We start from the raw sequence: 15,839 nt of genomic DNA, 5'->3' as shown, positions 1-15,839 counted from the left end.
TGCGCGAAGAGCCGAGGGCCGCGATGAGCGCGCTCGCCGGCGGCGTCTTCGGCGCGGACAGCCCGCAGGACGACAACGTCGAGCTGCGCCGGCTCGTCGACGAGCTGGGGCGGCGCTCGTATGACGCCGGGCTGGGAAGACGCGGCCTGCCCGAGCAGTTGGACGGTGATTTGTGGCGCAACCTCACCGACACCGGGCTCGCGCGGCTGACGAGCACACCCGACATGGGCGCGGGTCCCGAGGAGCTCGCGATCGCGCTCTACGGTGTGGCGCGCCACGCCGGCGCGGTGCCATTGGCCGAAACCGACGCTCTCGCAGGCTGGCTGGGACGGCAGGCCGGCATCGAACTACCCGACGGCCCGCTGACCGTGGCGATCGCCGACGCCGACGCCGACGGTGGGCGGGTCACCGGCACCGCTCAGGCCGTGCCGTGGGCGCGGGCATGCGCGGCGGTACTGCTGGCCGTCAACGGTCGCGACGGCCTGCGGGTCGGTGTGCTCGACGTGACGCCGGACAGCATGCGGGAAAAACACAACCTTGCCGGCGAGCCGCGCGACGACATCGCGTTCGACGTGGCGGCCGACCGACTGCACACCGTTGACCCGACACTGGGTGTCGAGTTGCAGCGGCGCGGGGCGTGGGCGCGCTGCGTGCAGATCGTCGGCGCACTCGACGCCGCGGCAGCGCTGTCGGTGCAACACACCCGCGAGCGCATACAGTTCGGCCGCCCGCTCAGCGCATTCCAATCAGTGCAGCAGACACTGGCCGGCATGGCCGGGGACATCGAACGGGCCCGCGCCGCCGCCGCTTTCGCGGTCGACGCGGCCGCAGCACACGGCTTCGATTCTCGCTACACCGATCACGCAGTCACCGTGGCGAAGGTGTCGGTCGGCCGCGTGGTCGGCCCGGTGACGACCGCCGCCCATCAGTTGCACGGCGCGATCGGGGTGACCCGCGAGCACCCGCTGTGGTTGTTCACGCTGCGTGCGCAGAGCTGGGCCGGGGACTACGGCAGCACTGTGCATTTCGCGCGCCGGCTGGGGCGCCTCGCGCTGACCGCCGACGACCCGTGGGACCTGGTAACAGGCGATCTGACCTAGCTCGAACCCATAGTGAGAAAAGGAGATCTGGTGACGGTACAGCAATTCGAAGGCGCGTCGGCGATTGTCAGCGGCGGTGCGGGTGGTCTCGGCGAGGCGACGGTACGGCGGTTGCACGCCGACGGTCTGGGTGTGGTGATCGCCGATCTCGCCGAAGACAAGGGCAAGGCCTTGGCCGACGAGCTGGGCAGCCGCGCCCTGTTCGTCAGCACCGACGTGACGAGCGAGGTCAGCATCCTCGGCGCCATCGAGCAGGCCAACCAGCTGGGTCAGCTGCGCTACGCAGTGGTCGCACACGGCGGTTTCGGTGTGGCGCAACGGATCGTCCAGCGCGATGGCACCCCGGCCGACATGGGCGGCTTCACCAAGACCATCGACCTCTACCTCAACGGCACGTACAACCTGACCCGGCTGGTGGCCGCTTCCGTCGCCGCCGCCGAACCGCGCGACGGCGGCGAACGGGGTGCCATCGTGATGACCGCCTCGGTGGCGGGCTACGAAGGCCAGATCGGGCAGACCGCCTACGCCGCAGCGAAAGCAGGCGTCATCGGGTTGACCATCGCGGCCGCCCGCGACCTCAGCTCGGTGGGTATCCGGGTCAACACCATCGCACCGGGCACGATGAAGACGCCGATCATGGAGTCGGTCGGCGAGGAGGCCATCGCCAAGTTCGCGGCCAACATCCCGTTCCCGAAGCGGCTCGGCGCTCCCGACGAGTTCGCCGACGCGGCGGCGTTCCTGCTGACCAACGGCTACGCCAACGGCGAGGTCATGCGCCTCGACGGCGCACAGCGCTTCACGCCGAAGTAATCCGCTCCTGCGCCGACCGTCGCGGTCTGGCCAATCCCCCGCTGCCAGACCGCGACGGTCCCAGAACGACTTTCAGAGCCTGCCGTCCACCTGAAGCTCCGGGTGGACCCATGCCGGCGAGTTCTTCTGCTTGAACGCCCGGAAGCCCTCGCGCGCCTCGGGTCCGAAGAGGCTGGTCTGCATGCCGATCCGGTCGAACAGGCCCAGGTAGTTGTCGAGGCTGGCCTTGATCACGCCTCTGGCCGCCGGCGCGGTCCGGCAGCATTGTGCTAGAAGCTCTTTGGCCGTATCGAGTAGGTCGTCGTGGGCGACGACCCGGGCCACCATGCCCCAGTCGAGCGCTTCTTCGGCGGTCAGCGTCCGGCCGGTGAACATCAGGTCCTTGGTGCGCACCGGCCCGATCATCCGGGCCAGCACCTGGCTGTAATAGGTGTCGGCGATTCCGCGGAACAATTCCGGCACCCGGAAGGTGGCCCGATCGCTGACCACCGCCAGGTCACTGCACATCGCAATCTGCAGTCCGCCGCCCTGGCACAGACCGTTGACCGCCGACACCACCGGCTTGGGCGACTGACGCAGGATGTCGAATGGCGTGACATCCATGCCCATGGTGGACGCGAAGTCCATCCAGTTGTCTTCGGCGGCCTGCCCCAGGTCGCCACCGGGTGCGAAGACGTCACCGGTGCCGGTGATGAGCAGACCCGCGAGATCGGGATCGGCGTTCACCCGGCTGATGGCGTACCGGATTCCGAAGTACATCGCGGGCGTCATCGCGTTTCGCGCCTCTGGGCGGTCCAGCGTACAGATCGCGAACGCCCCTTCGCGTTTGAAGGTGAGGTAGGGGGTTCCCAACCAGTCGCCGTCGGGTGGACGCGGACTGCCGTTGTGGGTGTCGGACATGTGGGGACCCTTTCCAGAGCGTCGGTAAGCCTAGTTTCCTCAAATTAGCCAAATAGTTGTACGATTCCAAACTCTCGGCGTAGCATCCACGGCGTGGCGAAATTCACACGCCACTACCGGATGGCCGCCCAACTGGGCGCGGCCACTCGATCACCACCGGAGGAATACGGAATGGGTTCACTCGACGGTCGCGTCGTCTTCATCACCGGAGCCGCCCGCGGGCAGGGCCGCTCGCACGCAGTGATGTGCGCCGAACAGGGCGCCGACATCGTTGGTGTCGACATCTGCGAAGACTTGGACGTCGTCCCCTACCACCTGGGAACCGAGGACGATCTGGAGGAGACGGCCCGTCTGGTCGAGAAGACCGGCAGGCAGATGATCACCCGCAAGGCCGACGTCCGGGACATCGCCGCGCTGCAGGAGGCATTCGACGCGGGTGTCAAGGAGTTCGGTCACGTCGACACCGTGATCGCCAACGCCGGGGTCGTGCTCACCAATGCCGACGAGCGCGACGCCTCCGAAGCCCTGCGGCTGGGGCTGGACATCATGCTCATCGGGGTGTGGAACGCCTTCCAGGTCGCGATCCCGCACATGAAGGAGCGTGGCGAGGGCGGCAACCTCATCGCGACGAGCTCGATGATCGCACTGCTTGACCTGACCGATGGCCGCGGTGGCAGCGACGCCTACCTGATGTCCAAAGTCGCCGTCGTCGGCCTGGTCCGTGCCTACGCGGCGATGCTCGCCCCCGACCGCATCCGCGTCAACGCGGTGGCGCCGACGAATTGTGCGACACCGATGATCACCGAGAACCCGGCGCTGTTCAAGGTGATCGAGGACAACCCCCGCATGGTCAACGCCGTGCAGACCGCGCTGCCGGACCTGCCGTTGATCGAGCCACGCGACGTCAGCAACGCGATCCTGTTCCTGCTCAGCGACGCCGGGCGCTCGTTCACGGGAAGCATGTTGAAGGTGGACGCCGGCATGGACGTGCGGCGGGGCTAGGCGGCACTCGCGATGCACTATGGGATCGACGGCCGCTCGGCGCTGATCGTCGGCGGCAGCAAGGGTATCGGCTTCGAAGTAGCCAAAATGCTTGCCGCAGAAGGTGCACGGGTCGCGGTGATGGCCCGCACCAAGACCGACGTCGATGCCGCCGTCGAGGCGATCCGCGAGCAGAGCGGTACCGCGATCGGCGTCACCGCCGACGTCAGCAACTCCGACCAACTCGGCGATGCCGTGCGTGAAGTGACGGCTCAGCACGGACCGCCGTTGATCGTCGTCGGCCAGTCGAAATATCAGCGACCAGGGGACTTCGCCGACATCACCGACGTGAACGTGTACCGCGAGTCGTTCGAGTCGCACACCATGAGCCAGATCCTGCTCCTCCAGGCGGTGCTGCCGGCGATGCAGGAAGCGGGCTGGGGCCGCTTCGTACACGTCGGCTCGGCCACCGCCAAGGAGCCCGCGGGCAACATCCACCATGCGGTGGCCAACACCAGTCGGCCGTCGACCATCGGAATGCTCAAGACCGTCGCCGACGAGTACGCCCAGTACGGCATCACTGTGAACACCGTTGCTCCTGGCTGGATCGAGACCGACAACGCACTCGCCTACCTCGAGAACCATCTCGGCGCGAGCTCGCAACAAGAGCGGCGCGAGTTCATGCTCAAACAGGCCCGGGTTCCCGCGGCTCGGATGGGGAGACCAGACGAGATCGCTTCGCTGATCGCCTATCTGTGCTCGGAAGCCGCCGGTTACGTCACCGGAAGCTGGATCGAGGTCGACGGCGGTCTGCACCGGTCGGCGTTCTAACCCGCGAGGAGTTCGAGTGGAAACCCATGGCGCCCCGCGACTCGCCTACGCAAGCCTGCCGATGGCCGCCGACCGGCAGGTGGGCTGGAACACGCTGCGCGACGCCGGACCGGTGGTATTCGTCGACGGCTGGTTCTACCTGACCCGACGCGACGACGTGCTCGCCGCCCTGCGCAACCCCGAGCTGTTCTCGTCACGGAAGGCTTTCGACGTCCTGGGGAGCCCACTGCCGCTGGTGCCCATCGCCTTCGACCCACCCGAGCACACCAGGTTCCGGAAGATCCTGCAGCCGTTCTTCAGCCCGCACACTCTGTCCGAAGCCCTGCCCGCCCTGCAGAAGCAGGCGCTCGACATCGTCGAGTCCGTCGCCGCGAAAGGCGAGTGCGAGGCCATGGCCGACATCGCGATTCCCTACCCGTCTCAGGTGTTCCTCACGCTGTTCGGGCTGCCCCTGGAGGACCGCGAGCGTCTGATCGCCTGGAAGGACTCGGTCATTGCGCTGGCGGACCGACCATCACTCGAGGGCGCCGACCTGACGCCGGCACTTGAGCTGTTCGCTTACCTCACCGAGGCGATCAATGCGCGACGCGCCGACCCGGGACCAGACGTCCTGTCCCAGGTGCTCACCGGCGATGATCCGCTCGACGATGCCGAGGCGATCGGCTTGAGCTACCTGTTCGTGCTGGCCGGGCTGGACACCGTCACCTCGGCGATGGGCTCGGCGCTGCTCGCGTTGGCGCGCGACCCCGGGCTGCGGGCCATGCTTCGCGCTGACCCCGGCCAGCTCGGCGTGTTCGTCGAGGAGATCGTCCGGTTGGAGACACCCGCACCACTCGTACCGCGCGTCACCACCGCCGAAGTGACCATCGGGGACATCACCCTGCCGCCGGACACCCAGGTGCGGTTGTGCCTGGGCGCGATCAACCGGGACGACAGCGACGCGATCTCGGCCAATCACGTGGTCATGGACGGCAAGGTGCACCGCCACTGGGGGTTCGGCGGAGGACCGCACCGCTGCCTGGGCTCTCACCTGGCCCGCATAGAACTGACGCTGATCGTCGGCGAATGGCTGCAGCGCATCCCCGACTTCTCGCTGGCCGCCGGCTACGAACCCGAAATCGTGTTCCCGGCCAACACCTTCGCCTTGGACCGACTGCCGCTGCAGTGGGGCTGATCGGTCACGGCGTCGAGTACCTACTGACGAGCGCTTGCTTGTAGAGCTTTCCCGTGTCGGAGCGCGGCAACTGCGCCTCGAACGACAGCGATCGCGGACACTTGTAGTGCGCCAACCGGTCTCGCAGCCACTTCAGCAGCTCATGGCCGAACTCTTCGGTGGCGTCGGCCGGGTCGACGGTCTGCACCACGCCCTTGACCGACTGACCCATCTCGTCGTCGGGGACACCGAATACCGCAGCATCCATCACCTTGGGATGGGTGACCAGTAGGTCCTCGGCTTCCTGCGGGTAGATGTTCACCCCGCCCGAGATGATCATGTGGTGTCGGCGGTCGGTGAGGAAGAGGTAACCGCCTTCGTCGAGATAACCGACGTCTCCGACGGTCACCCAGCCGTGCGCGTCGCGCGATGCCCTGGTTTTGGCGTCGTCCTTGAGGTATTCGAAAGAGTGACCGCCCTCGTAATAGATCTCTCCGATTTCACCTGCCGGCAGCTCAGCGCCGTTCTCATCCAGGATGTGCGGCACGCCGACGAGCGGACGACCGACCGACCCCGGGTGGTCAAGCCACTCCTCGGCCCGGATGAACGAGGCGCCAACTGCCTCTGAAGAGGCGTAATACTCATCGATGATCGGGCCCCACCAGTCGATCATCCGGCGTTTGATCTCGACGGGGCAGGGCGCCGCAGCGTGCACCACTCTGCGCAGGCTGGAAAGGTCGTAGGACTTCCGTACGGCCTCGGGCAGTTTGAGCATCCGCACGAACATCGCTGGAACGAATTGACCGTGCGTGACGCCATAGCGTTCGATGCACTCCAAGGCCCGCTCAGGATCGAACTTTTCCATGACAACCGTGGTGCCGCCCATCGATTGCACCACCATCGACCAGAACGACGGGGCGGTGTGATAGAGCGGTGCCGGACTCAAGTAGACCGATTCGCTGGTGATTCCGACCGCGTTCATCAACGGCATGAGGATGCTCGGCGCGTCGACAGGTGCGAGATGCGGAAGTTCGCGACGGATGCCCTTGGGTCGCCCCGTGGTGCCTGAGGAGTACTGCAGCAGGTCTCCCTCAGACTCGTCGGGAATCGGTGTCGACGGTAGATCGGCAACACATTCCGGGTATCGCTGCCACCCCTCCACATCGTCGTCGGCGAGAAGCAGCAGATCCGGCAGACCACCGGGCAAGTGCTCGGCCAGCCCTTCGCACACCTTTCGCGTGGCGCTGGAGCCGATGACCGCCTTTGCGCCGCTGTTGTCGACGATGTAGGCGGCCTCGGGAGCGGTGAGATGCGTGTTGATCAGCGCGTAGTACAGACCACTGCGCCGTGCCGCCCACATCACCACGTGGACGTGTTCGTTGTTCTCCAGGATCGCCGCCACCGTATCGCCCTCACGCAGGCCGGCACGGCGGAAGAGGTGCGCCAGTCGATTGGCCCGCGCCTCCAGCTCCCCGAAATCGATCACGTTCCCGGAAGGGTAGAGAACAACGGCCGGCTGGCCGGAATCGATGTGCTCGCGGATTTGCATTCGTTCACCATACTTTCTGCCGCGGGGCATCGAGCCGAATCACTTTAGGCGTAAACGGTTTATCTCCCGGGCGACAGAGTCGAAAGTTTTGGCACCCATGTCAAAAATGTTCTAAGTTATGTGCAGCGGACATGCGTCCTGCGCGACAATCAGCGTGACTGGCTGTAGGAGAAGAGAATCCGCGGCCAGCCCACCGCTGCCCGACCACACCGAGGACACCAATGTCACCGTCATCTCGCAACCCCGGGGCCGCATCAACCGTCGCGGTTCTCTGCGTCGAATGCCAAAACGGCGTCCTGGGGCCGGAATCGGTGTTGCCGACGTTAGCCGCCGACAGCGGTGATCTGGTAGGCAACCTCGCTCGTTTGCTCCACGCTGCCCGCATCGCCGGCGCACAGGTGGTTCACGCAACCTACGAGGGCACGCTGGGCGGCGACCATTCTGGCGCCGCGAGGATATGGCGGGCACTGGGACCTGCCACAGCCGACTGGGCGCCGGGAACCGCTGGAACGCAGGTGATTCCCGACCTGCTGGCGGAAACCGACCTGGTGATTCCACGGCATCACGGCCTGTTCCCCACGCTCGACACCGAACTGTTGCCCGTCCTCAAGGGGCTGGGCGTGAGCACAGTCGTCCTGACCGGGGTATCGCTGAACCTGGCGCTGCCGCATACCGCCGGACACGTCACACAAGCGGGATTCCGGCTCGTGATCCCGTCCGACGCGGTCGGCGGCACGCCGGCCAGCTACGCCCAACAGGTACTGGACAACTCGTTGAGCGCGCTGGGCAAGATCACTACCGTCGACAGCCTCATCGCGGAATGGACCGGGCAAAAGTAACTTTCGCCCGGTCCATCAAGCCGCCCGACGATCAGATCGGGTCGAAACCGGAGATCAACCAGCGGTTGTCGACCTTTTCCATACTGATCCGGACCGCTGACGCCGTGTCCGTAGGGGCATCCTTACCCACGATCACTGTCTGGTTCACGAATACCATCACGACAGCGTGATCCGCGTCCGCGGACACCGAACCGGCCGCCGGCACCGTCGCTGTAGCTGAGATCTGCTTCTGCTTGGCGCCCGGTATCACCACTTCGTTGGTCAACTGCGAGTACGAATCCCGGAAGCTACCGGTCAACCGATCCCGTGCAGCGGTCAACTCACGTTCGGCGGTGTCAGGCTTGTACGAAAGAAGGGCGACAGTGGCGTCCTTGGCCACCTGCACCGTTTCGATCCGAGCGACCTCCGCCTGCGTCGCGGCGGTGTCCTGCCATTTCAGGAAACCCGCCACCAACGTCAGCACCAAGGCCAAACCGGGCAGCGCGCCGAAAATCAGTACCCGGCCCCAGTCGATGCGCCTGCGCCCGGCTTTGACCACTGAGCTGTCTCCGGATGTTGCCGCCTCAGCGGCGTTGGCATCCGGCGAAGAGCCGATCTCGTCCGAAGCGGCCGGTGCCTCAACGATCTCAACGACGTCGTCCGCTTCGGACGGTGCCTCAACGATGTCGTCCGCTTCGGACGGGTCGCGCTCTGCTCGGTCGCTGCGGCTCAACTTCAGCTTCATCACGGCACAAACCCTACGTTCGAAACTTTCATGTCCTCGCCCACCTTCTGCACTGTCAGCCGCATTCGCCACGCGCGTGGCTCCTGTTCGGCTGCGCCGACGTTCGAAGTCTTCACCGTCACCGCGACGATCACCTGCGCCTCATCACCGCTCTCGGATTCCAAAGCGGCCTCGGTAATCGTCCCGACAGATTTGGACTGTGCCTGCTTGACGACGTCGAGGAACGGTTGGGACCGCTGCGCGAAATCGTCGTGGAACTGGCCCGTTGCAGACTCCAGTATCCGCTGCACATCGGTGTCCGCGTGCTCGTAGTCGATCGTCGTGAGATTCAGCGCCCCCTGCCGCGCCACCTGCACGAACTCTCTGCGCTGCTTATCGGCTTCGTGCGACTGGTAAGCCTGATAGCCGAGCCACCCGGACAGTGCGCCCAGAACGATCACGAGGCTCAGCCCCGCGACCAACGCCAGCCGTTTGGGGGCCGCGGCCCGTTCGCGGGGGCCATCGATGTCCTCTTCGGTGGCGTCCGCCTCGTCACCGCCGCCCGACGACGCCTCGGACAACTCTTCGGACGAACTTTCGGATTCCACAACTGATTCATCGGGCGCCACGGCGCCACCGCTCGGTGCGCTCGATTCCGTTACTGCCCCGTCGGGGGTATCAGCATTTGTTGCCATGTCTGTTCCTCGTTAGCACTTCTGGCCAGATTCGATTGTGTGTAGACGTGCCCGTCTGGTCCGACGTACGTGCCGGTGGCCGGGTCATAGTCGGCCGCCGCAATCGGCGGCGCAGGGGCGAGTGTAGGTGCTGGCGTGTTCGGCAAACTTCCCGCGGGAGGCTGAGGAATATCCTGCCCGCTCGTTGTGGCGTTGGGGTCGCCCTTCCAGTTGTGACCGTCGTTCAGCGGAACATACTCTTCGTCGCTCTCGCACATCTTCACCGTGGGGGCGCGCTTGCCCGGCCGCGTTACACACGGTGTGTTTCGCGCACCACGCACGTTGAACATCGAGTCCTGCGGAATGCGGCAGTACAGATCCTCGGCGGGGCGCTCGGGCGAGTCGAGCTCCGCAGCGGGCCGCATCTGCTGAACCGGCAGGAATCCTGTGGTACACGGCGGCGGAATGTTGACATTCAGGTTGAACGCCAGGAACGCGCCTTCGAAATCCATCTTGGTGTGCCGGTTCGGCACACCGATCGCCTGCATGATCGAAGTGGCCTGGGGCAACAACACGAGTAGCTGTTCGAGGTTGTCCCGGTAGGTGACCAGCACCGGTTCGATGCTCACCAGGTTGGCCAGCACGATCGGCAGCGTGGGTTGCAGCCGGTCGAAAAGCGCTCGCGCCTCGTCGGCCGCCCCCGGCCCGTTATGCAGGATCCCCTGCACAGCAGCATCGTTGGATTGCAGTTGCTTGGTGACGCCAGCGAGGTGAGAGGCCCACGCCTGGATCGAATCCGACGTGTCGGTCTGCGTATCCAGAATCGGAGCGACATTGTCGACCACATTGGTCAGGTCATCCAGGTTCTTGCGCGCGTCGATCGCCAAGGCGGTAGAGCCCTTGACGAATCGGTTGATCTCCGGTCCGAGACCACCGACTGCCGTATAGGCCTCGTCTACCGCGGTCTTCAGATTGTCGCCGGGGATGGCCTCCAGGCCGCGGTTGGTAGCGTCGAGCAGCGAATTGATATCCGGCGGAACCGTCGTCCTCTCCTGCGATATCACGTCACCGTTCTTCAGCACCGGACCGCCGTCACCTTGCGGGAGCAGTGCGACGTACTGCTCGCCGACCGCGCTCTGACTGTGCACCTCAGCTATGAGGTTCGCCGGGATCTTGACATCGGACTGCAGAGACAACTCCGCCTCCACGTCACCACTCTCGGTCAGGCGGACGCTCTTGACCTGCCCTACCTCGGTGCCGCGGTAGGTCACATTGCCCCGTTCGTACAGTCCGCCGGCCTCCGGCAGCTGCAGTGTGACCGAGTAGCGACCGATGCCGAACAACAGGTTCGGCAACTTCATGTAATTGAATGCCATGATCGAGAAGGCGGTCAGCGCAACCGCGAGGAAGACCCCCAACTGGATCCAGATTCTTCTGGTGATGTGCATGCCTAGGGCCCCTGATCCCAACGGTATGGAACGACAAGCGGATTGCCGGCGGTGTACGGGCTCGGCATCTGACCGATGGTGCGACCCCACTGCATTTCGAGCCTCGTCAACGCCCCCTCGAACCGGGTGCCGGTGAACAGGCCCGCATCAAGGCGGCTCAGGGTCAGGTCGATGACCGCAGAGAGGTTGGCGTAGTCGCCTCGAATCCAGTTCGGAATTGTCTCCTTCTGCCACGGGAGGACAGAGAAGAAGCTCATCGAACGGGTCAGCGCCGGCCCGGCGTTGGCCAGCGACTCCAGCACCGGTCCGAGGTCTTTGAGCTCCTTGACCAGGTTCTCTTTGCTCTGGTTGACCGAGTCGGCGGCCAACGCACTGAACTGGCCCAGCCGGTCGAGCGCATCGGCGAGGGTTTGTCGCTGATCCCGTACCACGGCCAGCGCGTCGGGAATCGTCTTGAGCGCATTGTCGATCACCGGTTTCTGGTCGGCAAACTGACCGACCAGATCATTCAGACTCTCGGTGGCCGCGATGATGTCGTCGGTCTGTTCGTTGGTGTACCGGATGAACGTGTCCAGTTGGCTGATCAGACTGCGCAGATCCTCTTCCCGGCCGCGAAAGGCGGTGCTCAACGCCTGAGTGATGTCGTGAATCTGGCCGATACCGCCACCGTTGAGAATCAGTGACACCGCGGCCAACGTCTGCTCGGTACTGGGGTATCTGCCACCAGACGACAACGGAATCAGCGAGCCGTCGCGCAGCCGGCCTTCCGGCGGGACGGCGGTCGGGCTGGCCAGTTCTATATGCAGCGACCCAAGGAGACTCGTCTGGCCGACTGTCGCGGTCGCGTTGGCCGGAAGGTCGACGTCTTTGTCGATGGCCATGGTCACCAACGCATTCCAGCCCTGCCGCTCGATCTTGGTGACATTGCCAACGGTCACGTCACCGACCCGGACGCGGGAATTGCGCTCAATGTTGTCGACATCGGGCAGTTGCGCCTGAACGGTGTACGCGCCGTCGCCACCACCTTCGGTGCCGGGCAGGGGCAAGGAATTGGCGCCGCGCCAGTCGGCGCAGCCGCTGAGTACCACCGCGGCCATCACGAACACTGTGACACCTGGGGCACCGCGCATCCATGAGCGGCTCATGAGCCGGCTCCCGGCGGCACCATCATGCCCTGGAGACCATCGGACGGATTCGTGGGCTGCGCCTCGGCCGGCAACGGGGGTGCGGCGTCGGTCGGCACCTGTGCAGAGTCACCAGCCGGGGACGCGACCGCCGGCCGCACATCCGCCGGTGGCGGCGGCGATTGTGGCGGAACGTAATCCGGACGCAACCAGTCCTCGCTGTAGGTCAGCTCGTTCGGACGCGCGCTCTGACCGACGAAGGGGTTCGCGCCAATGGGCGGGAAGTTGAACTGGCGGTTCTTGACGATGGGCGCCAGATACTGCACGCACAGCTTCGCCGACTGCTCGGCGTTGAGCCTCGACGCCGCCTGGATCGCCCCGCAGATGAACGAGATCGGGTTGGCGAAGTTGTTCAACGCCAGCGCACCGGTAAGAGCACCCTGCGAGGGTTGATAGATGTTGACGAAGTTCTGGAACGTGGTCGGGGTGAGGTGCAGTGTCTGCTTGATGTCGTCGAGGCTCTGATTGAGGGCCGTCGACACCGACGCCAGCTTGTCCGAGGTGGTGCCCAACGATTCCCGGTTCTCGGCCACGAAGGTCTGCACGTCGCCGACTACCGAGTTGATGTCGGCGAGCGCGGCGCCCACTTCGTTGTCGCCGTTGGCGAGCAATCCGGTCACCGAGGCCAGGCTCTGATTCAGGTCACGCATCAAGTCGGTGCTGCTCTGCAGGGCGGAAACCAGCACTGAAAGGTTCTTGACAGTGGTGAACAGGTCGTCGCTGTGGTCGCCGAGGGCCGAAAACGCCTGAGACAGCTTGATGACGGTTTCGCGGATATTGGCGCCCTCGCCGCGGAGGTTGTCCGCCGCGGTGTTGACGAAGGACCCCAGTGTGCTGACCCCGCCCGGCTCCGTGGGCTGGAGTGTCTCGCTGAGCTTTTCGAGCTGCTGGCGGAAGTCGTCCCACTCCACCGGTACGGCGGTGCGTTGTTCGGGGATTACCGCCCCGTCCTGCATCGCCGGTCCACTCGTGTAGGCAGGCGTCAGCTGAATCGCCCGGACGGACACCAACGACGGTGACAGGATGACCGCCTTCGCGTCCGCGGGCACCTTGTACTTGTCGTCGTAGGACATGGTGATCTTGACCTGCTTAGGTTGCGGCTCGATCTTGTCGATCTTGCCGACGGCCACCCCAAGGATGCGCACCTCGTCGCCGACGAAAATGCCGTTGCTGTTGGCGAAATAGGCGATTACCTGGGTGCGATTGAGCCCGCCCGCCGGTCGCGTTGCGGTCACGACGCCCACGGCCGAAATCACCACCAGCGCCACCGCCAGCACGAGCCGCAAGGTTCGCTTACTCATCATTGACCATCCTCCGCGGGCGCGGGGTCACCGGTCGCCGGTGCCAGGGGTGCCGGCGCGGGTTCCCCAGGGGCCGGCACGCTGCTCGGCCCGGCCCCCGGCAGTCCGGGTATCTGCTCGGTGGGGATCGGCGGGCCGGGCGGCGGTCCGCCGGGAGGCGGCGCGGGCGGCGGCTCCCGATACGGATAGCGCGGATCGCCGGGCTTACCCGTAATGGCGTCGGGGATGGTCATTCTCGGCTCACCGCCCTGGCCTGTGCGCGGGAAGGGGATAGGAAGCGCAGGCGTCGCCTTCTGACCAACCTGCGGATCGACCCGATCGGTCGGCAACAAAACGTTGGGATCGAGGCCCAGATCGGAAAACGCGGCGTCGATGGCCGGCTGCAGGAACTGGCCGGGCAGCAGATTGGCGACGTAGGCCTTGTAGAAGGGTCCCGAGGACACTGCCTCGCCCAGCCCGAGCGCATAGCTGTTCAGACCTTTGATGGCCTGCTGCACCTGTACTTTTCGGTTATCCACGACCGCGAGCACCTCGTTGAGCTTGTCTATCGCGGGCTTGAGCGTCTCGCGGTTCTCCCCGATGAATCCCTTGAGCTGCTGCGTAACCGCCGAGATGTTGCCGGAGATCTGGTCCAGCGCGGCGCTCTGGCCCTGCAGTTCCAGCAAGAGCGCATTGGTGTCGGCGATCAGGCTCACCACCTGATCGCTGCGCTGCGCCAGCACAGCAGTGGCCTTGTTGGCGTTGGACAATAGATTTCGCAGGTGTTCGTCGCGCTTGTTCAGCGTATCCGCGAACCGTGCGACACCCTGGACCGCGACCTTGACGTCCGGCGGAGTGTCGTGGAAGGTATCCGCCAGCACGGCAAGCGATTCCGAGAGTTGATCGGTGTTCAGCCCGCTGATGGTGGTCGTCAGATCACCCAGGGCGTCGGGCAACTGATAGGGCGGCCGGGTCCGATCCATCGGGATGGCTTCGCGCTGCTCGCCGTCCCCGCGGGGGCTTACTTCCAGTATTTTTGCGCCGAGCAAGGTCTTGGTCTTGATCGCCGCCTCGGTGCGATCGCCGAGCCGAACGCCTTTGTCGACGCCGAACTTGATCAGGACCCGCGGGCCGTCCAGTTCGACGCTGGTGACTTCACCCACCCGGAAGCCCGAAACCTGCACCGGCGCACCGGCAATGATGCCACCCGACTCGGCGAAATACGCCGAGTACCCCTTGCTGTCGTCGAAGAAGGGCAACTTGTCGTAATTCAGCGCGGCCACCACCATGCCGGCGGTCAGCGCACAACCGATGGCGCCGATGACGATCGGACTGCGTTCAGAGAACGTCTTCATCGCGGCGCACACCTCCCGGTATCTTGACCGGCCACCTTGATGAACACCGGCTGCCCGCCCTTTCCGTTGACCTTCAGGATCGCGTCGCACAGGTAGAACCCGAAGAAGTCGCCGTACAGACCCTCACGACCGAGAATTCGATACGTATCCGGCAGCGTGTTGAGGAGATTGTCGACGTAGTCCTTGTCAGCCAGCACCGTTGAGGCCGTCCGATCCAGCTCGTGGACGGTCTTCTGCAGCGGCGGCCGTGCCTGCGCCAGGAGGTCACTGATCGAACCGGCAGCCGCGTTCGTATAAGCCACCGAATTGCTGATGTCCTGTTTCCGGCCGGCCAGCGTCGCCACCAACTGCGACAGCGACTCGACCGCCTTGGCAAACTGCGTGCTCTGGTCGCCGAGCGAACCCAGGACCGTGTTCAGGTTTCCGATGACCTGCCCGATCAGTTGATCGCGGTCGGCCAGAGTGTTCGTCAACGCCGCGGTCTGCGACAGAAAGGAACTGATGGTCGCGCCCTGACCCTGGAAGGCCCTGATCAGCTGGCTGGACAAAGCATTGACCTGGTCGGGGTCCAGCGCACGGAACAGCGGGCGGAACCCACCTATCAACGCGTCCAGGTCCAGCGCCGGCGACGTCCTGGCAACCGGAATCGTGCTGCCGGGGTTGAGCTTCTTGGTGTCGCCCACCCCTTCCTCGAGACCGAGGTAACGTCCGCCGATCAAGTCGTCATAACGGATGACGGCCCTGGTGCCTTCGGTGAGCACGACTGTGTCGTCCGCGCTGAACTCCACCAACACCGTGGTGTCCGGCTGGATCGAAATCGCCTTGACCTTGCCGACCTCCACCCCGGCGATACGGACGAACTGGTCCGCCTCCAAACCCGAGACGTTGGTGAACACCGCGCGATATGTCCGCTCGGACTGGAACCGAAGCTGGGCGAAAATGGCGAACATCGCGAACATGCCGAACAGGCACACGACCATGAAGATGGCAAGGCGCCAGATGGCGCCTCCCAAATTGTCTTTCACGGCTTCG

Annotated in this window: 15 protein-coding genes; 6 read left to right on the top strand and 9 right to left on the bottom strand. The window is 65.0% G+C overall.

Annotated features, from left to right (window positions below):
• Window positions 1-23: 23 nt before the first annotated feature.
• Window positions 24-1,100, top strand: coding sequence for an acyl-CoA dehydrogenase family protein (locus G6N49_RS02185; protein ID WP_011856558.1), 1,077 nt, complete (start codon window positions 24-26; stop codon window positions 1,098-1,100).
• 30 nt (window positions 1,101-1,130) lie between these two features.
• The gene (locus tag G6N49_RS02180; RefSeq protein WP_011856559.1) at window positions 1,131-1,910 is read left to right on the top strand and encodes an SDR family oxidoreductase; all 780 of its coding nucleotides are present in this window, start codon (window positions 1,131-1,133) and stop codon (window positions 1,908-1,910) included.
• A gap of 72 nt (window positions 1,911-1,982) precedes the next feature.
• Here the strand turns inward: G6N49_RS02180 and G6N49_RS02175 are convergent, their stop codons facing one another.
• Window positions 1,983-2,810 carry an enoyl-CoA hydratase/isomerase family protein gene (locus G6N49_RS02175; RefSeq protein ID WP_011856560.1) on the bottom strand — a complete coding sequence of 276 codons (828 nt, stop codon included), beginning with the start codon at window positions 2,808-2,810 and terminating at the stop codon, window positions 1,983-1,985.
• 171 nt (window positions 2,811-2,981) lie between these two features.
• Here G6N49_RS02175 and G6N49_RS02170 point away from each other — a divergent pair, with 171 nt between their 5' ends.
• The 3 genes from G6N49_RS02170 to G6N49_RS02160 all read left to right on the top strand — a co-directional run bounded on the left by G6N49_RS02170 (window position 2,982) and on the right by G6N49_RS02160 (window position 5,796).
• The gene (locus G6N49_RS02170) at window positions 2,982-3,812 is read left to right on the top strand and encodes a mycofactocin-coupled SDR family oxidoreductase (protein ID WP_011856561.1); all 831 of its coding nucleotides are present in this window, start codon (window positions 2,982-2,984) and stop codon (window positions 3,810-3,812) included.
• A gap of 12 nt (window positions 3,813-3,824) precedes the next feature.
• Window positions 3,825-4,622 (top strand): SDR family oxidoreductase, encoded by a 798-nt coding sequence (locus G6N49_RS02165; protein ID WP_011856562.1) that lies wholly within the window; start codon window positions 3,825-3,827, stop codon window positions 4,620-4,622.
• Window positions 4,623-4,683: 61 nt separating this feature from the next.
• Window positions 4,684-5,796 (top strand): cytochrome P450, encoded by a 1,113-nt coding sequence (locus G6N49_RS02160; protein ID WP_179967816.1) that lies wholly within the window; start codon window positions 4,684-4,686, stop codon window positions 5,794-5,796.
• Between the two features lie 4 nt (window positions 5,797-5,800).
• On the opposite strand, the gene fadD4 is transcribed toward G6N49_RS02160, so the two are convergent.
• Window positions 5,801-7,324 (bottom strand): fatty-acid--CoA ligase FadD4, encoded by a 1,524-nt coding sequence (gene fadD4, locus G6N49_RS02155; RefSeq protein WP_041925125.1) that lies wholly within the window; start codon window positions 7,322-7,324, stop codon window positions 5,801-5,803.
• A gap of 221 nt (window positions 7,325-7,545) precedes the next feature.
• Between fadD4 and G6N49_RS02150 the strand changes: the two genes are divergently transcribed.
• Complete coding sequence (locus tag G6N49_RS02150; protein WP_011856565.1) at window positions 7,546-8,163, top strand: isochorismatase family protein; 618 nt, start codon at window positions 7,546-7,548, stop codon at window positions 8,161-8,163.
• Between the two features lie 31 nt (window positions 8,164-8,194).
• Here G6N49_RS02150 and G6N49_RS02145 read toward each other — a convergent pair whose 3' ends face one another.
• From G6N49_RS02145 to G6N49_RS02115, 7 genes are read right to left on the bottom strand one after another with little or no spacing between them, the layout of a single operon-like run.
• On the bottom strand, window positions 8,195-8,887 hold the full coding sequence (locus G6N49_RS02145; protein WP_011856566.1) for an Rv1363c family protein: 693 nt from the start codon (window positions 8,885-8,887) through the stop codon (window positions 8,195-8,197).
• On the bottom strand, window positions 8,887-9,561 hold the full coding sequence (locus G6N49_RS02140) for an Rv1363c family protein (RefSeq protein WP_041925126.1): 675 nt from the start codon (window positions 9,559-9,561) through the stop codon (window positions 8,887-8,889). The genes G6N49_RS02145 and G6N49_RS02140 overlap by 1 nt, the downstream gene beginning before the upstream one ends.
• Entirely contained in the window at window positions 9,525-10,988 is a 1,464-nt protein-coding gene (locus G6N49_RS02135; protein ID WP_011856568.1) for an MCE family protein, read from the bottom strand. The genes G6N49_RS02140 and G6N49_RS02135 overlap by 37 nt, the downstream gene beginning before the upstream one ends.
• A 2-nt stretch (window positions 10,989-10,990) precedes the next feature.
• The gene (locus G6N49_RS02130) at window positions 10,991-12,133 is read right to left on the bottom strand and encodes a virulence factor Mce family protein (RefSeq protein ID WP_011856569.1); all 1,143 of its coding nucleotides are present in this window, start codon (window positions 12,131-12,133) and stop codon (window positions 10,991-10,993) included.
• Window positions 12,130-13,476 (bottom strand): MCE family protein, encoded by a 1,347-nt coding sequence (locus G6N49_RS02125; RefSeq protein ID WP_011856570.1) that lies wholly within the window; start codon window positions 13,474-13,476, stop codon window positions 12,130-12,132. Before G6N49_RS02125 ends, G6N49_RS02130 begins: the two co-directional genes overlap by 4 nt.
• Window positions 13,473-14,807: an MCE family protein gene (locus tag G6N49_RS02120; protein WP_011856571.1), complete on the bottom strand. Its 1,335-nt coding sequence runs from the start codon at window positions 14,805-14,807 to the stop codon at window positions 13,473-13,475. Before G6N49_RS02120 ends, G6N49_RS02125 begins: the two co-directional genes overlap by 4 nt.
• Complete coding sequence (locus tag G6N49_RS02115) at window positions 14,804-15,832, bottom strand: virulence factor Mce family protein (RefSeq protein WP_011856572.1); 1,029 nt, start codon at window positions 15,830-15,832, stop codon at window positions 14,804-14,806. The genes G6N49_RS02120 and G6N49_RS02115 overlap by 4 nt, the downstream gene beginning before the upstream one ends.
• Window positions 15,833-15,839 lie beyond the last annotated feature (7 nt).

Source organism: Mycolicibacterium monacense (assembly GCF_010731575.1).
In the GTDB taxonomy this organism is placed as follows: domain Bacteria; phylum Actinomycetota; class Actinomycetes; order Mycobacteriales; family Mycobacteriaceae; genus Mycobacterium; species Mycobacterium monacense.
Note: the sequence above shows the minus strand (reverse complement) of the source record. Positions and strands in the feature narration are given on the sequence as shown.